Annotated in this window: 11 protein-coding genes and 4 pseudogenes; 9 read left to right on the top strand and 6 right to left on the bottom strand. The window is 34.7% G+C overall.

Annotation, left to right across the window (positions count from 1 at the left end; translation table 11 throughout):
* Positions 1–90 precede the first annotated feature (90 nt).
* From ACQ9BO_RS17515 to ACQ9BO_RS17485, 7 genes and pseudogenes are all read left to right on the top strand, one after another.
* Positions 91–708, top strand: coding sequence for a hypothetical protein (locus ACQ9BO_RS17515; RefSeq protein ID WP_431241762.1), 618 nt, complete (start codon positions 91–93; stop codon positions 706–708).
* Between the two features lie 306 nt (positions 709–1014).
* Positions 1015–2130 (top strand): helix-turn-helix domain-containing protein, encoded by a 1116-nt coding sequence (locus tag ACQ9BO_RS17510; RefSeq protein ID WP_431241761.1) that lies wholly within the window; start codon positions 1015–1017, stop codon positions 2128–2130.
* 230 nt (positions 2131–2360) lie between these two features.
* Positions 2361–4592 (top strand): annotated as a pseudogene (locus ACQ9BO_RS17505) (hypothetical protein); the annotation flags it as partial.
* Positions 4593–4755: 163 nt separating this feature from the next.
* A pseudogene (locus tag ACQ9BO_RS17500) lies at positions 4756–4803 on the top strand (hypothetical protein); the annotation flags it as partial.
* Positions 4804–4887: 84 nt separating this feature from the next.
* On the top strand, positions 4888–5214 hold the full coding sequence (locus ACQ9BO_RS17495; RefSeq protein ID WP_431245147.1) for a SprB repeat-containing protein: 327 nt from the start codon (positions 4888–4890) through the stop codon (positions 5212–5214).
* Entirely contained in the window at positions 5208–9881 is a 4674-nt protein-coding gene (locus ACQ9BO_RS17490) for a T9SS type A sorting domain-containing protein (protein ID WP_431241760.1), read from the top strand. Before ACQ9BO_RS17495 ends, ACQ9BO_RS17490 begins: the two co-directional genes overlap by 7 nt.
* Positions 9882–9921: 40 nt before the next feature.
* Entirely contained in the window at positions 9922–10770 is an 849-nt protein-coding gene (locus ACQ9BO_RS17485) for a hypothetical protein (RefSeq protein ID WP_431241759.1), read from the top strand.
* 168 nt (positions 10771–10938) lie between these two features.
* On the opposite strand, the pseudogene ACQ9BO_RS17480 reads toward ACQ9BO_RS17485, so the two are convergent.
* From ACQ9BO_RS17480 to ACQ9BO_RS17465, 4 genes and pseudogenes are all read right to left on the bottom strand, one after another.
* A pseudogene (locus ACQ9BO_RS17480) lies at positions 10939–11496 on the bottom strand (GLPGLI family protein); the annotation flags it as partial.
* A gap of 247 nt (positions 11497–11743) precedes the next feature.
* Positions 11744–12112, bottom strand: coding sequence for an outer membrane beta-barrel protein (locus ACQ9BO_RS17475; RefSeq protein WP_431245146.1), 369 nt, complete (start codon positions 12110–12112; stop codon positions 11744–11746).
* On the bottom strand, positions 12034–12825 hold the full coding sequence (locus tag ACQ9BO_RS17470) for an outer membrane beta-barrel protein (RefSeq protein WP_431245145.1): 792 nt from the start codon (positions 12823–12825) through the stop codon (positions 12034–12036). Before ACQ9BO_RS17470 ends, ACQ9BO_RS17475 begins: the two co-directional genes overlap by 79 nt.
* Positions 12735–14540: a hypothetical protein gene (locus ACQ9BO_RS17465; RefSeq protein WP_431241758.1), complete on the bottom strand. Its 1806-nt coding sequence runs from the start codon at positions 14538–14540 to the stop codon at positions 12735–12737. Before ACQ9BO_RS17465 ends, ACQ9BO_RS17470 begins: the two co-directional genes overlap by 91 nt.
* Before the next feature lie 1139 nt (positions 14541–15679).
* Here ACQ9BO_RS17465 and ACQ9BO_RS17460 point away from each other — a divergent pair.
* Both ACQ9BO_RS17460 and ACQ9BO_RS17455 read left to right on the top strand, forming a co-directional pair.
* Positions 15680–16717, top strand: a complete 1038-nt coding sequence (locus tag ACQ9BO_RS17460; RefSeq protein WP_431241757.1) for a zinc-dependent alcohol dehydrogenase — start codon at positions 15680–15682, stop codon at positions 16715–16717.
* A 333-nt stretch (positions 16718–17050) separates the two neighbouring features.
* A complete protein-coding gene (locus ACQ9BO_RS17455; protein WP_431241756.1) occupies positions 17051–18112 on the top strand; it encodes a redoxin domain-containing protein in 1062 nt (353 codons plus the stop codon).
* Positions 18113–18249: 137 nt separating this feature from the next.
* Here ACQ9BO_RS17455 and ACQ9BO_RS17450 read toward each other — a convergent pair.
* Positions 18250–19124, bottom strand: a pseudogene (locus ACQ9BO_RS17450) (pirin family protein).
* Between the two features lie 80 nt (positions 19125–19204).
* Positions 19205–19675 carry a Crp/Fnr family transcriptional regulator gene (locus ACQ9BO_RS17445; protein ID WP_431241755.1) on the bottom strand — a complete coding sequence of 157 codons (471 nt, stop codon included), beginning with the start codon at positions 19673–19675 and terminating at the stop codon, positions 19205–19207.
* Positions 19676–19845 lie beyond the last annotated feature (170 nt).

Below are 19845 nucleotides of genomic sequence, written 5' to 3'. Positions count from 1 at the left end.
ACTGGACTATCAGTAATTTAATAATCATATTTAATTTTGAAGTGTAATGTAGCATATCGCATATCTGTTTATCATATAAAAAAAATAGTCATGTCAAAATTTCATTTAAATACTAAAGAATTAGTTCAAGGAGAATTCAAAATGCATAAAGTAAATGTTGCTTTTGTATTTCAAGTAAATTGTCCGGGTTGTTTTATATACGGAATTCCTATTGTGAATGAGCTTTATAGTTTATTTAATAATAAAATTGGTTTTATTGGAGTAGCTACTGCTTTTGAAGACTTTGAATACAATAACGAAGCGAGTTTGAAACTACTTTTAGAAAGCGGAACATTAGTTGGAGAAACTTTAAAATATTACCGCGCAAACTATGGAATTTCAACTTACTCAGAAGCCTTAAAATTTCCAGTAGCTTTTGATTCTATTGCTTCTTCTGAAGAGTTTATAAATTCAGATAAGGTGGAATTAATCTGTAATGCCATTCCTAATTTTGAAAATTTTTCTGAAATCGAAAGAAAGACTATAATTCAGAAAGTAAAGTCATATTATTCTGAAATACCTGTAATAGCCGAAACATTTACAGTCAATCAATTAAAAGGAACTCCATCTTTTATTATTTTCGATGATGAATACAATATCTTGGGGCATTATTTTGGTCATCAGAGCACGGACGTTTTAAAAACTAAACTGAACGATTTATTGGCATAGTTTTAACCTTTTTAAAAATGCGAATGCGATTTTTAGCAGTTGGCTAAAAGTTTAAAATTACCATTCTGGGACAAAACTTGCAATTCTGAAATACCTTAAAAACGACCTTAGTTTTTTGTAGTAAAAAATATTTCCGCTTCAAAATTTGTAATTCACGTAATTGCCAGATTCTCAAGATTGTTAAATATCTTCAGACTCAATTCGTTTACTTTTTTATTAAATGTTTTCTTGAAGTAGCATTTTATTTAGATTTTAATTTTATCATGATTTGGTAAAATTTAAATAAATTTTATCTTTGGCTTTGAAATGCTCCAACAAACACTAAAAAAATGGTTAAACCAGTTTAAGCAGTACTTTTTTACGTACAGCAATGGTTTCTATCATCTTCCTTACAGCAGTAAAACTCCAGAAGATCTTGTGGAGAGTTTGGCTAATTACCCCTTTATGAAACATGATAGAGTAAAACAGAGTGTTTACGCTAATACGCCATTTTGTTCGGGAGGTTTCAATTATCAAAAATTAGAAGAAGGCCTTTGGGTTATTTATTCTAAAATGAGATATAAAACTAATGTTGCTTTTGATCTCATTTATGATGACCCCGCAGAAATGAAAATTGAGGATAAAGGATACTATATGCTTAGCCTTAATAATGTTACAAGTCAGCCCATAATCGATCTTAAAATTTGTGAAAAGCAATTATGTTTTGCAAATTACAGCTGGACATTCTTTAAGCCAAAAGAACGCAATTGTGATGTAAATTTTAAAGGAGCAAATAATAAATACATCACTTTGTATTTTAATGAAGAATGGCCGCAAAAAAACTTGCTTCAAAATAGTTTGTTCTCAGAAGCTGGATTGGACAAATTTATAACCTCTGATCAGCCTTATATAGCTTGGCCGGTTGATGAGAAGGATGAGTTGGTGAAAAACTTCGGTATTTTTGATGAGGTTATGAATATGAACAATGAAGCCAGTCATATCGATTTTCTTCAGTTTAAACTCTGTACTTTAAATCTTATTTTCGGTTTTTTAAGAACTTGTAGAGATCAGCAAGTGTTTGAAAAACATTTTGCAATTGATTACGAAGATAAATTCAGTATCAACAAAGTCGAGAATTATTTGACATGCAATCTTTATGATAAATTTCCTGGAATTGATTTCTTGGCTGAAAAATTCAAAATTTCAGAAAGCAAGCTTAAGTCTGAATTTAAGCAGTTTTTTGGAAAACCAATCTACAAGTATTTTCAGGAAAAACAAATGATGCTGGCTAAAGAACTTATTATCGAAAACAAACTTTTGATAAAGGAGATTTCGTATAAGTTTGGCTATGAAAATACGAGCAAATTTACAGTCGCTTTTAAAAAATATCACGATATCCTGCCATCAGAACTTCAAAAGCAGGAATTCGATGTTGCAATTTAAAATCAATTTTTTTCTTCTACTTTTTTCTTTTCCCCAAAAAAAAACTTTTTGGGCTATAGATTTTCTTTGTCAAAACTTTTTGGAGTGCTTTTGAGCTTGTTCGCTTGTCTAATTTTGCGAGGAAACTATAAAATGCTATATGTATATTTTTTTGAAGCTTTTATTAAGAAATATACAGAGCTTATTTTGTTGATTTTAAATCGTATAAGTTAACAAGCTAACCCCAAAATATGAAGAAAAAACTACATTTAATTTTTACATTTATTCTTATCCTTTTTGCCTCGGCCAATATGTTTGGGCAAATGAAAGTTGTCTTGACTAAGACGGATATAGATTCTAATTCGCCAACTGGATCAATTACAGCCAATATTGTGAATGGATTTCCTCCTTACACATATTCGTGGTCAAATGGGCAAAGTACTCAAACAATATCTAATTTAAGTCAAGGGCTTTATTATGTACAAGTAATGGACTCCAATAATAATATGGTTTTTGCTAATATAGGGATAGGTGAATGTTTTCAAAAGGCAAAAGCAATTGCAGTCCAAACGAATGCTTCGTGTACTGGTGCAGTAAATGGTTCAGCAACAGTAGCGGTAAAAGGTGGATCTGGAAATTATAGCTACCTTTGGAATACACCAGCGTTACAAACTACACAATCAGTAACAGGGCTTTCGGCAGGAAGTTATACAGTAAGAGTAACGGACAATGTTACCTATTGTTCGACCCTTGGAACAGTTGATATTACTCTCGCTCCTACAACTTCAGTAGGTGACCCGACAGTTTATGGCAATAATTCTTGGAATGTATATGCCTGGAATAAAGGAGCTGTTAGCGGTGACGCTTGGCAAGCAGACTATTCCGGTTATTTTACGGCTAATACTTTAAGCTTTAATTCGGAGGATTATTTCGAAGATTATGACGTTCCGTCTTCAGTTGCAGGTTACCAAGGATGTAAAGTAAATGGTGATGATCATTCTTGGAGTGCAAAAAGACAAGGATTTCCTTGCGGATACTATCAAATTGATATTCCAATGCACGATGATTGGGTGAGATTGTTTATTGATGATGTACAAGTATTTGGAGACAATAATTGTTGTGAGTCACATACAAATGTTTGGCAAGGGTTTTTAGATAATAACAGTAAAGTTGAATTTAGAATTGCAGAAGAACGAGGGCAGTCTAGGGGAAATATAAAATTCAATTTGATTGAACATACAGCATCTATTACTAATGTTTCGTGTAATGGAGGAAACAATGGTGCAATCACTTTAACAGTTCCAACAAATGGAAACTATACTTATAATTGGGGTAATGGAATAACTACAAAAAATAGATCAGGACTTGCTCCTGGAGATTATACGGTGACTGTTACCAATCCAACTGGTTGTGAAAAAACAAGTACATATTCAGTTTCTCAGCCCGATGCTATCGTTACTACTCCATCACAAACGAATGTATCTTATATTGGTGGAAGTGATGGTTCTGCTACTGTGGCAGTAACTGGGGGAGTGGGACCGTATTCTTATTCATGGACACCATCTGGGCTATATGTGTATGATACGACAGCTTACTTTCTTACTAAAGGAACTTATACAGTAACTGTCAGGGATGCAAACAACTGTACGGCAACACAAAGTTTTACTATTACCGAACCAGATGCACTTGATGCAACACTAGTTTCGCAACATAATATTGACTGTAATGGAGCAAATACAGGATCAATAACAATAAGCGCAAGTGGTGGAGTTGCGCCATATTCATATTGGTGGGATCATTCAGGAGGAAATGGTGCAACAGCTTCTGGTCTTGTTGCAGGAATCTATACGGTAACTGTTTATGATGCATATTATAATTCAGTAACTAAAAGCTTTACAATTACAGAGCCTGATGCCTTAACAGCGACAGCGACTGGACAGACAAATATCGTTTGTCATGGAGCAAACACAGGATCAGCAACAGTTAGTGCCAATGGAGGGACAGGATCATATACCTATTCATGGACACCATCTGGAGGCAGTGCGGCAACAGCTTCAGGACTTAGTGCGGGAACTTATACGGTAACCGTTACCGATTCAAATTCTTGTACAGCAACGCAGAGTTTTACGATCACAGAACCTGATGCCATCGTTATCACTCCATCACAAACAAATGCATCCTGCAAGGGAACAGCCAATGGTTCAGCTATTGCATTTGTAACAGGCGGTGCAGGAAACTATACCTATCAATGGTCTCCTTCCGGTGGAAGAAATGCCTCAGCAACAGGGCTTGCCGCAGGTACATACACAGTTACAGTGACCGATGCAAATTCATGTACAGCGACACAGAGTTTTACCATTACAGAACCAGATGCTTTGATTGCATCAAAAGGAGCTCAGACAAATAATGCTATTCGCGGAGTCGCGACAGGATCGGCAACAGTGAACGTGTCGGGAGGAACAGGCTCATATTTATATTCATGGGCTCCATCTGGAGGAACTTCAGCAACTGCAACAGGTCTCAGTGCAGGAACTTATACAGTCACAGTAACCGATGATAATGCATGTACTGCAACGCAGAGTTTTATAATTACAGAACCTGATGAACTTATAGCATCAAAAGCTTCTCAGACAAATATCACTTGTCATGGAGGCGGCGACAGGATCAGCAACAATAAGTGTGACGGGAGGAATAGGATCATATTCGTATTCTTGGTCGCCTTCTGGCGGAAGTTCTGCTACAGCAACCGGACTAACAGCTGGAACATATACAGTTACAGTGACCGATGCAAATGCAAGTACAGCAACGCAGAGTTTTACGATCACAGAACCTGATGCTATCGTTATCACTCCATCACAAACAAATGCATCCTGCAAGGGAACAGCCAATGGTTCAGCTACTGCATTTGTAACAGGCGGTGCAGGAAACTATACCTATCAATGGTCTCCTTCCGGTGGAAGGAATGCCTCAGCAACAGGGCTTGCTCGCAGGTACATACACAGTTACAGTGACCGATGCCAATTCTTGTACAGCGACAAAGAGTTTTACTATTACAGAACCAGATGCTTTGATTGCATCAAAAGGTTCTCAGACAAATATTGCTAGTCGCGGAGCTAGCAACTGGATCAGCAACAGTAAATGTAATCGGAGGAACAGGCTCATATTATTATTCATGGGCTCCATCTGGCGGAACTTCAGCAACTGCAACAGGTCTCAGTGCAGGAACTTATACAGTAACAGTGACCGATGATAATACATGTACTGCAACGCAGAGTTTTGCTATTACAGAACCCGATGAACTTATAGCATCAAAAGCTTCTCAGACAAATATCGCTTGTCATGGAGGAGCAACAGGATCAGCAACGGTTAGCGTAACCGGAGGAACAGGAGCATATTCTTATTCTTGGTTGCCTTCTGGAGGAACTTCAGCAACAGCAACTGGCCTTAGAGCAGGTACATATACAGTTACAGTGACTGATGCAAATTCTTATACAGCAACGCAGAGTTTTACCATCACAGAACCAAATGAGCTTATAGCATCCAGAGATTCTCAAACTAATATTTCTTGTCATGGAGCAAATAATGGATCTGCAACAGTAGTTGTGACGGGAGGAATAGGATCATATTCATATTTATGGTCTCCCTCTGGTGGAACTACGGCAACAGCAACAGGTCTTAGCGCAGGAACCTATACCGTAACTGTGACTGATGCAAATTCATGCACAGCAACCCAGAATTTTACTATTACAGAACCAGATGAGCTTGTAGCATCAAAAGGTTCTCAGACAAATATTGCATGTCATGGAGGTGCAACTGGATCAGCAACGGTAAATGTGACTGGAGGAAGAGGCTCATATTCATATTCATGGGCTCCATCTGGCGGAACTTCTGCTACTGCTTCGGGACTTGAAGCAGGAACTTACACAGTAACGGTGACTGATGCAAACAATTGTACAGCTACGCAGAGTTTTACGATTATTGAACCAACGAAGCTTACAGCAACAGCGGTGGCTCAGACAAATATTGCATGTTATGGGGATGCAACTGGATCAGCAACGGTAAGTGTGACTGGAGGAACAGGCTCATATTCTTATTCTTGGTCTCCTTCTGGCGGAACTTCAGCAACAGCGACAGGTCTCACTGCAGGAACTTATACAGTAACCGTTACCGATGCAAATTCTTGTACAGCAACGCAGAGTTTTACAATTATTCAACCTGCATCAAGTCTTTCAGCAACAACGGCATCAGTTGCAGTTAGTTGTTTTGGAGGAGGAAATGGTGTAGCTAGTGTAAGCGTATCAGGAGGTAGTCCAAATTATACTTATTCTTGGGCACCTTTCGGCGGAACTGCGGCAACAGCAACGGGACTTAGTGCCGGAGATTATACTTGTACAATAACAGACTCAAAGGGATGTACCTTGACAAAAACTATTACTGTTGGTACTCCGGATCAAATATCTGCTTCCATAACAAAAACGGATGTTTCATGTAATGGAGGATCAAATGGTTCTGCAACCGTAATAGCTTCTGGTGGAGTTGGGGCATATTCTTATTCTTGGGCGCCTGCCGGAGGAAATACCGCTACTGCGTCTGGACTTTCTAAAGGAAATTATACGGTAACAATTCAAGATGGAAATACTTGTACATACACCGTTGGTGTTACTATAGATGAACCACCAGTATTGGCGGCATCAATTTCTCATACAGATGTTTTATGTAATGGTGGCGCAACCGGAACGGCAACAGTAGTTCCTTCAGGTGGCACTAGCTCATATTCTTATTTATGGTCACCTTCAGGCGGTACGGCGACAACTGCAACTGGCTTGGCAACTGGAATCTACAGCTGTAAAATTACCGATTCTAATGGTTGTTTTATTACCAAATCAATCAGAATTGATGAGCCTGCAGTATTAAGCGCTACAACAAGTCAAATAGATACAAGCTGTATGTCGTCTGGACAAGCGGCTGTTAGTGTGAGTGGAGGAGTAGCCCCTTATACTTATTTATGGTCACTTTCTGGTCAAACAACAGCGATAGCAACAGGATTAAATAATGGTAGTTATTCTTGCTTAATTACAGACAGTAATGGGTGTACCATTACTAAAAATTTTGTAATTCACACAACCAACACTTTGACTGCTGTAGCATCGCAAAACGATATTTTATGTAATGGTGCTAATACGGGATCCGCTTCCGTAATTCCATCTGGAGCGCCGGGTCCTTTTACTTATGTTTGGGCACCGACTGGTGGATCAAGTAATACTGCAAGCAATCTTGTGGCTGGTAGTTATTCAGTAACGATAACTTCTGCAAATGGTTGTTCGATTGTAAAAAACTTTACAATTACTGAGCCTTCTGCATTAAAAATTACACCGTCACAAACTAATTTATTATGTCATGGCGCAAATACAGGATCGGCAACAGTTAGCGTAAGCGGAGGAAAACCAGGATACAGTTATTCTTGGGCTCCATCTGGAGGAAATTCTGCCACAGCTTCGGGACTGAGCGCTGGAACTTATACAGTAACCGTTACCGATACAAATTCTTGCACAGCGACACAAAGTTTTACAATTACAGAGCCAGATGCTCTTACAGCAACAGCAGTTTCTCAAACCAATATTGCTTGTAATGGATCAAATACAGGATCAGCGACAGTTGGCGTAAGTGGAGGAAAACCAGGATACAGTTATTCTTGGGTTCCATCTGGAGGAAATTCTGCCACAGCTTTTGGACTAAGCGCTGGAACTTATACAGTAACTGTTACCGATGCAAATTCTTGCACAGCGACACAGAGTTTCACAATTACAGAGCCAAATGCTCTTACAGCAACAGCAGTTTCTCAAACTAATATTGCTTGTAATGGATCAAATACAGGATCAGCGACAGTTAATGTAAGTGGAGGAAAACCGGGATATAGCTATTCATGGGCTCCGTCTGGAGGAACTTCTGCCACAGCTTCAGGACTGAGTGCTGGAACTTATACAGTAACCGTTACCGATGCAAATTCTTGCACAGCGATACAAAGTTTTACAATTATAGAGCCAAACGCTCTTACAGCAACAGTAGTTTCTCAAACCAATATTACGTGTAATGGATCAAATACAGGATCGGCAACAGTGGGCGTAAGCGGAGGAAAACCGGGATACAGTTATTCTTGGGCTCCATCTGGTGGAACTTCTGCTACAGCTTCAGGACTGAGTGCTGGAACTTATACAGTAACCGTTACCGATGCAAATTCTTGTACAGCGACACAGAGTTTTACAATTACAGAGCCAGCATTACTTGAAGCTATAACTTCAAAAACGGATGTATCTTGTTATAATGGAAATGATGGAACCGCAACTATAAATGTGAGTGGAGGAAAAGGAGCCTATACTTATTTATGGTCGCCAAAAGGAGGAAACGAAGCTACTGCAAGTGGACTTACAGCGGGAACATATTCTATTACCATTACAGATGAAAATTCTTGCTCTATCTCTAAAACAGTAGTAATTGAAGAACCTGAGCCTTTTGTAGCAAATACATTAGTTCCAACAAATATAACAGTTTCTGGAGCAGTAGTTTCTGGAACAATTTCTTCGGAAAAAAATGATGGAAAATGTTTAGCAGAAACAGGATTTGTTTATTCGCTTACATCAAATCCGATGATAACAGATAACAAAGTTATTGTAGGCAGTTCATTAGGATCAATTACTTCAACGTTGATTAATTTAAAAGGGAATACAAAATATTATGTAAAAGCCTATGCGATAAATAGTAATGGATTTGTAGCTTACGGAAATGAAGTTAATTTCACCACAAACAAATATACTCTTACGATTACTGCTTCAACAGGACATCAGAAAGTTTTTGGCACAACGGATCCCGTTTTTAAATATACGGTTTCCGGACTTGTAAATGGTGATGCAAATACAATTATAACAGGAGTTCTTTCACGAGAATCTGGTGAAAATGCTGGAAAGTACAAAATTAATGTTGGAACAATTGATGCTGGAGAAAATTATAAAATTGTTTTTGAAAGTACTGTTTTTGAAATCACTAAAGCTGATCAATTGATTACATGGAATCAAGATTTACAATTTGGCTGTGAAACCGAAAACAACTTAAATCTTAATGCAATTTCAAATAGTGGTTTGCCAATAACTTATTCGGTTGCGAATAGTAATATTGCTGAGGTTTCAGGTAATAATTTGGTAATAAAAAATTCGGGAAGCACATTAATTACAGCATCTCAGAATGGAGATCAAAATCATAATCCAGCTGTGGCAGTTATAAAACCTATTGAAGTTACGCAGGGCGGACTTATATCGCGACATTGGTCTGATGTTCTTTTCTTTGATAATAAAAACAAAGATTTTGTTTCTTGGCAATGGTATAAAAACGGAACAGCAATCTCTGGCGCAACTCGACAGTATTTCAGCGAAAATCAAGCTTTAAATGGCACTTATTATGTTATTGCGATAGATAAAAACGGAAACAAAATTAAATCTTGTTTGTTTGAAATAACTGGAAAAGTATTTTCAAATAATATGAAAATATATCCTAATCCGGTAAGAACTTCGAGTGAATTTACCTTAGAATGTAATTTTAGTGAAGCACAGCTTAAAAGTGCCATTATTGATATTTTTGACATTAACGGAAAATTAATTCAGACTATTTCTAATGTGAAAACTCAAAACCAAATAATTGCACCTTCGCAAACTTCTATTTATATCGTAATGCTTACTTTATCAAATGGTGAGAAGAAAACACTTAATGTCTTGGTAAAGTAAAATGAGTTTTAATTTAGGATCAATGAAAATCAAAATCAAAATGAAAATCAAAATTGCAATTGCGATATTCTTATTATATAGTTCAATACAAGCGCAAGAAACTAGTATAAAGCTTAGTGGAGGTCCATCAGGGATTCTTTATGAAAGTTCTCAGGGGGATGGAAATTTGAAAACTGGTGGCGGTTTAGGAATTGGGTACACTTATTTTTTAAATAATCACTGGGGAATTAATACTGGCATAGATGTTTTTTACAATCAAAATACATTTAAGCTGTATGAAGGAACAACAATCAATTCAAATGAAGTTGATGACCAGATGTCGGCATTTGAATATCGAGTTTCACCGAAAAATTATCAAGAAAAACAGTATTTTGTTTCTTTTGCTATTCCTGTTCTTTTACAATACAGAACCTCAGTTTCAAGCCAATCACAGTGGTATCTAGGTTTTGGAGGAAAAGTTTTATTTCCCGGAAAACAAAACATAAAAGCTTCTGCTGATGAATTACAGTTAAGCGGTTATTATCCAGATTCAGATCTTGTTATTGATGATTTGCCTTCGCACGGATTTGGTAAAGTAAACAATTGGCAGGATAAAACATCGGCAGATCTTAAGACTTCATTTTTAGTAAGTTTAGAAACAGGCTTGACTTTCAAATTAAAAGAGAATTTACAGTTTTATACTGGTGTATTTGCTGACTACGGATTTTCTGATTTAGCAAAAAATACCGAAAATACCAATATTGTTTTGTATAATCCAAACGGAATTGAAAATACGCAGGCAAACGGTGTTTCAAGAAATAAAATGATAGTGCAAAAGAGCAATTATTTTTCTGCAGGGTTACAAATCAAATTAGGATTTTCATTTATAAAACCAAAGGAAATTAAGTAAGAACATAATATTATTAAAACAAAAAGGTGCGTTTCATATTGAAACGCACCTTTTTGTTTTAATTAAAGTTTTTTAAAAATATCACAAAATGAAACAAACTTTTTTAAACTTCTAAATACAAGAAGTGTATTTTGTGAATTTGCAGAAAAAACAAGTTTTAATAGCTTGTTACAAGGAGTAGGCTTGCAATGTCTTTCTTGCCCATTTTCCCCAGTCTTTCAAAGCATCCAAAAGTATTTTGTTTAGTGCTTTGTTATCAGTAGGTTTACCCTTAATTGGTGGAGCTAAATCTTTGTCAGATACTGGAATTTCAGTAACTTTTGTGGCAAACCACGTCATATTTTCGTGAGGCATTGCCAAGCCTAAAATTGTTCCAGGTAAGCCTGTAAAAGATTCAGGACCGCCTGAGAATGGAATTTGAATGGTGTAATAGGCAACAACATAAACAGAATCAAGAACTATAGCATTTGCTCTACGGCATTCGTAACCTGCAATTTCTCTGGTTTCATCGGTAATTTTCCAGTTGATTTTACGCAAACTATCTTTAACTAAATATAAATCATCGTAAACGTTTTTTTGGGTAATGCTGGTTTGGGTATCTAGATCTGTGGCGATAATATTTTTTAAATTAGCCATTGCATCATCTGCAATCCAATTGGCGTTGCTTGTTGATTCATTGGTTTCATTCCATTTATATAAACTTTTGTTTTTTGAAAAGGTGAGTGTACTCTTTACAGTTTTGAATTGTGGATTGTTTTTTTATAACTTTCAAAAGCTAGTTTATAATAACTCTCCGTTTCTCCTTTTATTTTTTTGTAATCAAAGCGTACATATTTGACTTTTTTCAAATTCGATTACGCCATTTTGTACAAAGTGATTATTTTGTACTAATTGCTCATTTTGTGCAAAAGTATTACAGCTTGCCAATACAATTATTAAAAGTAAGATGCGATTTATCATTGTTTTCATGATTTTAGTTTTGTTTAATTTCTCCTCCGCCCATTTTGCTGAAATCCCAGCTTACAGAGAACATAAAGTATCTTTGGATAGTTGTGTAAGTGCTTTGGTTGATATTTCCATTGGATGCAGAACGATTAAATCCTACATTTTGGTTCAAAAGATCTCTTCCCGTTATAGAAACTCTTAAATTATCTGATTTTAAGAATTTTTTGGTGACAGATGCATTCCAAATAAAACGTTCAAAACTTTCCTGAATCACTTGTGTTTTTCCATTATATTGATAATTACCATCTGTGCTAATTTCTAGTTTGAAAGGCAATTGTACACTGGACCAGAAATTTCCATTAAACCCCCAACCATTACTATCACTATTTTCGTTGATACTTGCATCAGAAACGTTGTAAGTAGGTCCGAAGCTAGCATTAAAATTATACTTTTTTCTTTATTCTTAGATAAGTTTAAATTAAGGGAATAAGTTGAATTTTTAGTTTGATTCAGTTTTGTATTGATGTAATTATAGTTTAAATTTTTGCTGGCACTTAAACCAATTCCTGCCGACATGTCTATGGCTTTGATCGTTTTGCCAAAATTACTATTCAAATAATAACTTGTTGCGGCTTTGTTTTTTAGGTTTACAAATTGAGAAATACTTTGACCTCTCTCATTTGTAACCACATTACTTATGATTGGATCTAGAGTAAAATTATACGATCCATTAACCGAAAAATATTGATTGCTAAGTACTTTATACGAATAATAATTCCCTCTAAAGCTATTTTTAAACGAAGGATCTAAATTTGGATTACCCAAAATCGTATTTAATGGGTTTTGATTATTTGGTATCGGTTGTATTTGTTCTAATGTTGGCTGATCGTTGTTTCCGTTATATGACAAACGCAACGATTCTCTTTGTTTAAAATTATATTGATAGCTTATCTGAGGCATGTAGTTGACAAATTTTCGATCAAAAGAACTATCTCTATAAACATCATATTGTTTAAATTTTACACCACTAAATTTAGAACCAGCAGAAAAAACAGTTTTATTTTTTTGTAGTTGAAAATCGCTCCAACTTGGTTTATCGTTTGGTCTAATTCATAATTATTACTAAAGATGGAATCCAAAACAGTATAATCACCATTTGTATCTTGATTAAAAGATTTACGATCAGCTTTACCGTTACTAATGTTGAATCCGTAATTAAGAATTAAAGATAGGCTCTTGGATAACGGTTCGGTATAGATTAAATTTGATTTAAAAGCGGTATTACTAATATTATTGACTTTGTTTTGATCGACTACTTTGGTGCTATCGGGACTAATTACAGATGGTGTAAAAAATTCAGCTCTAGAATTTAAATAACCATTACTTTTGCTATCTGTACTTGATTGACTTAAATTAAGAGATAATGTTCGCCCCGTTTTTTTAAATCTTTTGGTTAATAAAGTATTTATATTAAATGTTTTATCATCAACATCGTTTGTAGTTGTTTGTTTCAAATTATTCAATTGATTACCTTGCTCGTCAGTACCTTTTCGCGTTTCTGCGTCACTTGAATTACTCTTTTTAAATAATCCATCTACATTTAATTTTAATGTTAAAGTAGTATCAATTTTAATTTCGTAAGCTAGATCAAGTTTGTTTTTAGTCATGTTTTTCTCAAAACTCTTGTCTGAAGTATTATAAATACTGCTAGAACTTAAATTTTGCTGGTTAATATCATTGCGATTTCCTGAAAGTTTGATATCACCAATTTTATAATTTACATTGATAGATTCTTTGTCTTTGTTCCATTTATTGTCAAAATGTATTCCGCCAGTTTGAGCTACAGGAATTCCTTCGCCATTAAATTGTCCATCCCAGCTGTCAAATTCATCATTTCCATTGTTTGTAAAATAAATACCGCCATCATCAGTTACTTGGTAACTTGTTTGGCCATATTTATCTTTATCTCCCCATCCTAATCCTACTTGTCCTGTATTGCCAAAAATACCATAAGTCGCTAATTTTTTCTTATCCCAAAACTTATTAAACATGGCTTGACCTTTGTAAAAATTATCAGTTCCTCCTCCGAGTTCTAATTTCCCAAAATGACCATTTTTTTTGTCTTCTTTAAGTTTAACATTCAGCGTTTTGGTTTTCTGACCATCATCAATTCCTGTAAAAGCGGCTTGATCACTTTTTTTGTCGTACAATTGTACTTTATCAACCATGTCCGCACGTAGATTTTTTGTAACTAAAGTGGGATCATCACCAAAAAATTCTTCACCATCGACCAAAACTTTGGTTACAGTTTCGCCTTGAGCGGTAATTTTTCCATCCTTGTCAATTTGTATTCCTGGGAATTGTTTTATCAGATCTTCCACTTTTGCATTAGGTTCTATTTTAAATGCTTTTGGGTCAAATTCTAATGTATCTCCTTTGATTTTCATGGCGGCTCTATTGCCTTTGATAATTATTTCAGATAGTATTTTTCCTCTATCTTCTAAATTAATTTTACCATAATCCTTGATTAACTTTGTGGAATCAACAGAAAATTGATCTACAAAATCAGCATATTTGGGATAAGAAACCAGTAAAATAAATTTATCGGCTTTAATATTATTCAACTCAAAATAACCATTTTCTTTGGCTCGGGTGAATTTTACTAAAATGGAATCTTTTGCTCTTAACAAAGAGATTGATGCATTCGTTAAAGTAGAATGATTTATGGTATCTGTTACATATCCTTTAACCGTGCCTGATTTTTGTGCTTGTAAAGTAGTTGATAAAGAAAGAAAGCAAAATAATAATAGTATTGTTTGTCTCATTAATTGGTTATGGTTTTTTGAAAAATAGGCATTATAGTTCCTATTCTATTTTTTTTAGAAATAGAAAATTAATGCACTTGTTATGTAATTTGTTTTTGGGTAAAAAGAGAGAGTGAAGATTCTATAGTAGAAATTGAAATTGCACTTTTTTAAACAGGTTTGCAGAAGTATAGTGGCTTTTTTTTGTGAAATTCATAATTTTTTTGTGAGGTTTTGATTGATAGTAATGTAAGTTTTAACGATTTTAATTGGCAATCTTTAGCATAATAGTTAAATATTGACATGGTTCAAATCTAAGTAAAAATACTACAATGTAAAAAACGACTTTGCTTTTTTTTAACATAATAAATTATTAACAATCTTGTTTTCTGCTGATATTTTTGGCAGGTACACCGTTTTCTTCTGTACAATTGAAACAGCAATTTCGGACTATTTTTTTCTCAAAATGTCATTAATTTTTTTGTGGTAAAATTATATCAAGCCTAAAAAAGGAGTTGCCACCAATCTGGTAAAGCTCTTTCTGTTATAAACTGAGCAAATTCTAGTACCAGTATGTGTGATAATAGGTCAAAAAAAAAACTCGTTCGTTTTTCGAGGTACAAAATCGGCACATTTTTTTTAAAATCACTCAAAATCTAAAAGAAAAAGCAAATAACAAACGAGTTAAAATTTCACTTTAACTCGTTTGTTTGTTTTTGTTTTGCGTTATTTTGTTGCTCTACTTCTGGTGCAGAAATTAGCTATCCAATATTTACTGAGTTTGACAGATGTCGAGGTACAATGGAGGTGCAAAATCGGAATAAAATATCATCAAACAAATACAAACAAATTTTTATAAAACTTTTCAATTGAACAATTGTATTCTTTCAATTTGTAGAAGTATATTTTTAAGAATTAACCAGTGGTTAGAGCAAAGTTATATAATTTTAAATTGTTGAAATTTGATCGGCGATTCAAAAATCTTCGTTTTTTATAATTTTTAATGAAAATATCTCAGAAATTTCCTGATTTGGAGTATTTAGATTTGTAGGATAAAATATTATCTGGACGGTCTGCGTAGTCAAAAGAGTCATGTCAAGATCGTTTATGCCATGTGAAATATCAAACAAGTTAAAACGAAATCTTTAAAAATTAAAATTATGATACCTAAAACGATGAAAGCGGCGGTAGTCCGCGGACCAGGAAAACCGCTCAAAATTGAGGAAGTTCCAGTTAAAGAACCTAAAGGGAATGAAATTTTGGTTAAAGTCATAGCTAGTGGAGTTTGTCACAGCGATGTTCATGCCGCGCTTGGCGAATGGGATGTGCCAACTTTGCCTTTAGTGATTGGACATGAAGCTATAGGTCATGTAGTGGCACTAGGACCTTATGTCACTAGTGTAAAAGAAGGTGATGTTGTTGGAGTGCCTTGGTTGAACAGGGCTTGTGGACATTGTGGCTATTGCGCGTCGGGACATGAGGTGTTATGTGGAGATCAGGATAATAGCGGTTTTTCTGTTGACGGTGGCCATGCCGAGTATGTAATAGCAGATGCAAACTATGTAGGTCGTTTCCCTAAAGAAGGAATTGATTTTTATGAAATGGCGCCTATTCTTTGTGCTGGACTTACTGTTTACAAAGGTTTGAAAACCTCTAATCTTAAACCTGATGATTGGGTTGCAATTTCAGGTGTTGGAGGGTTAGGGCATCTCGCTATACAGTATGCAAAGGTAATGGGATATAATGTAGCCGCAATAGATATTGCGGATGAAAAACTTGATTTTGCGAAAGAAAATGGAGCCGATATTACAGTGAATGCCGCAAAAACAGATCCTTGGACTTTTCTTCAGGAGAAGGTGGGTGGTGTTCATGCAGTGGTGATAACTGCTGTTGAAAATGAGGCATTCAAAGATTCTCATAAAGGGCTTCGACGTGGAGGGACTATAACGCCGCTAGGAATTCCTGATGGAAGTGTTGAAATGCCAATTGGTCCAACAATCATGAATGAATACACATTACGTGGATCAGTAATTGGTAACCGCCAAGATTTGCAGGAAGCCATTGATTTGGCCGTAAGGGGTAAAGTGAAAACGAGGGTAACTAAAGCAAAACTTGAAGATTTAAGTGACGTTCTTGACAAACTTAAAAACGGAAAAATTATTGGACGTATGGTATTGGAAATATCACAGCCAGTTTAACAAATTATATAAAATATAATCTTGATAATAAATGTTTTATTGGTTTGTAAAAACTGATTTCGACTACAAATGAATAATATAGAAACGAATTGAAATTAATAAAAACGTCCTAAAATGGACGTTTTTATTTTATTATCACTCATGAATTATACTGATTCATTTATTTCATGTTTCTTAACATAGGTTAATGTTTTTTAATAAAAGACTTGACAATTTTGCACTGCATTTCCAGTCGATAAATAAAAGATATACATGGTATTTATAAACCACTATTATTGTCTTTTGTATTTGACATGGTGATAAAAAATCATCCCAAATATTAACCGAATTTATATGAAAAGAAAATTATTAAAATGCGTATTATTAGTTTTTATTCTCTTTAGCCCTCTTTGTTATGGACAGAACATAGCATTAAACAAGCCGAAATCATTTAAGATATTAGGTATTATAAAGGGAAATATTAAAGATAACTACGTTCATTTATATTTTAATAAGATAGAAGATAGTGTAAAAATAATAGACAATACGTTTGAATTTAATGGAGTCGTGAAAGATACAACTACTGCGTGGATCGGTATTAATTCATCTTCAAACGCACCTTTGTTTTATATTGAAAACAATAATTATGAAATGCAGATCACGGTTGAAGACATTGTTAAAAACGGAAAGCCTGCCCAGAAAATGAATATTGATGCAATCAAGGGTTCAAGCTCTTTCATAATACAAGAAGAATATAAAAAATTTTATCAGGCAAATGTCGGGAAAAGTGATTTTAATAAAACCTTGTATTCTAAATTAAAGATTTTTTTAAAGAAACATTCCGCCCATCCATTTAGCGGGGCAATATTGGCAGAATTAGCATTGATGAACCCAATATTGAATCAGAAAGAACTAAATGAACTTTTTATACTTATAGATTCAACGAAACAAAATGAACAAGATCTTAAACTATTTAAGAAAGGAATTGCGAACTTGGATTTATATGGAATCGGTAAATCTTTCCCAGATTTCAATTTACCAGATCAGACAGGAAATATTATTAGTTTAAAAAATTACAAAGGGAAATTTATTTTAATTGATTTTTGGGCATCGTGGTGCGCGCCTTGCAGAAAGAAAAATCCTGAGTTAGTCGATTTGAAACACCAGTTTGCTTCTTCTAATTTTGATATTATTGGAATTTCTATTGATGACAATAAAAAGTCTTGGCAAGGAGCAATAATAAAAGATAAGTCGCTTTGGACAAATGTATTGGATGCTAATCAAAACTTTAAAAAGACACTTGGCATAGAACATATTCCTTATAATTATTTGCTAGACGATAAAGGCACTATCATTGCTGTGAATGTAGAGATTTCTGAATTGAGAAAAATTGTATCTGCACTCAAAAGCAGTTAATTTGGATATAATATTTTTGAAACCTTATAAGGAAACGGGTTTGTTAAATTGTTGAAAATCAGTTTTTGTTTTTTTGTTATTAATAAAAAGCCTCTTTAATTAGAGGCTTTTTTACTTCAAGGATGTAAAAATCTTAATTACATTGTCATCGGTACTTCCATTAAAAGTATTTCTGAATGATCATTTTTAGACTGAACATCAAGAGTTTCAATATTCCAAATTCCGAAACCGTCTCTTTCATTTAAAAGTGAGCCATTTACAAGAAAACTTCCTTTAATTATGAAGGCATAAACACCGTTCCCTGTTTTTTTGATTTTGTAAGTACTTTTATATTTATTATCAAAGACACCAAGATGAAACCAGGCTTGCTGGTGTATCCAAACTCCCTCATCTTTCGCGTTAGGCGATAAAATCTGCTGAAATCTGTTTTGACGGTCTTTCAGATTTAAACTGATCTGATCATACCTCGGAACTACATTTTTTTGTTTGGATAGAGCCAAATCTGAAGAAATTTAACCTGCTTATCTCCATTATTGTTAAATTCACTATGATAAATTCCGGTACCTGCACTCATTACCTGAATATCTCCTTTTTTGATAATGGCAACATTATTCATACTGTCTTTGTGTTGTAAATCACCTTCAAGAGGTATTGAAATAATTTCCATATTGTCATGAGGATGTGTTCCGAATCCTTGTGAAGGATCTACAACATCATCATTAAGCACTCTCAGTACTCCAAAATGCATTCGCTCAGGATTATAATAGGAAGCAAAACTAAAAGTCTGATGTGTGTCCAGCCAGCCATGATTGGCATGTCCTCTGGATTGTGCTTTATGCAGGACCGAATTTTCTGTGACAACTGTATCGTTTAAAGGAAGATGGTTAAAGCCAACCGGATCTAGGGGCTTTATCTCGTCTATATCATTTTTCATAATATTGGCAACTGCAGTAGAGGCCACAAACATTCCTGTTCCCAAAAGGCCTTTTTTAATAAAATCTTTTCTGTCCATAGTGATAAGTGTTAAATTGCAAAAGCAAATTTCTTTTATAAAAAAAACTTAAGCATTGAACTGGGACAAGATTTTTAAAATTAAGACTTGAGTTTCCTGGTTCTGATTTTTGAAAGGAATTCTGGCGATATGCCAAGATAAGAAGCAATATAGTGTTGGGCTACACGAAGTGGAATCGTAGGATATGCTTTCAGAAATTCATCATATTTTTGTTCCGCTGTAAGAGTTATGTTTTGGAGTAAACGATTTTGAGTTACAGCCTGATGACGTTGCATTAAAATGCGAAAGGCTCGTTCAAATTTAGGTGCTTTTTCAAAAAGTTGTTCTTTCGTTTGGGGACTAAACATTAAAAAATCAGAATTTTCGAGAGTTTCTATAAAAACCTGACTGACTTCGGTTTCATAAATACTGAAGGAAATATCACTTATCCATGAATTTTCAACAGCGAACTGTAAAATCACCTCAAAACCATTTTGATCAATATAATATTTTCTAACACAGCCCCGAATTACAAATGCTTCAAAATTACATTTTTCACCCTTTTGAAGCATAATGGTTTTTTCGGAATTTGTTTGAAGGACAACAAAGCATTAAAAATATCCAATTCTTCCTGAGTGAAGTTTACATACCTTGAAATTGCCGTATTAATTTGTGTAAACATGGTTTAATTAATTTGTCCAATGGTAAAATTAATACAATCATGTATTATAATCAGGATTTA

The organism is Flavobacterium sp. P21 (genome assembly GCF_050632225.1).
Lineage (GTDB): Bacteria > Bacteroidota > Bacteroidia > Flavobacteriales > Flavobacteriaceae > Flavobacterium.
The sequence above is the reverse complement of the archived record's forward strand: the minus strand, read 5'-3'. Positions and strand labels throughout refer to the sequence as shown.